The organism is Bacillus sp. GbtcB14 (assembly GCF_019091205.1).
GTDB classification, from domain to species: Bacteria; Bacillota; Bacilli; order Bacillales; family Bacillaceae_G; genus Bacillus_A; species Bacillus_A cereus_AG.
In genome coordinates, this window is record NZ_JAGXJT010000166.1 from 1 (window position 1) to 268 (window position 268).

Consider the following 268-nt stretch of genomic DNA (forward strand, 5'->3'; position numbering starts at 1 on the left):
TGATGAACGACACGGTCAATCTTCAATGGGTAGGCAACACCGTTTACGTCGACAACGCGAAGATGAAGTTCGAGTCGACGCTGCCCGAGGATCTCAAGAGCTGGGAGACCAAATGGCAGTCCCAGATCACCTGGAAGACGCAGTTCAATACGACCGAATACGTCAATCTCGACCCTGCCGGGGATTCGCCGGAAGGCATCGTGGCGCAGAGCGTGAAGGAGATTTACGAAAAGGCCTTCGCGCAGGCGATTCTGAACGGAAAAAGCGA

General features: G+C 54.5%; 1 pseudogene. It reads left to right on the plus strand.

What is annotated here, in order from left to right:
- Positions 1-268 (plus strand): annotated as a pseudogene (locus tag KVT31_RS29615) (ABC transporter substrate-binding protein); the annotation flags it as partial.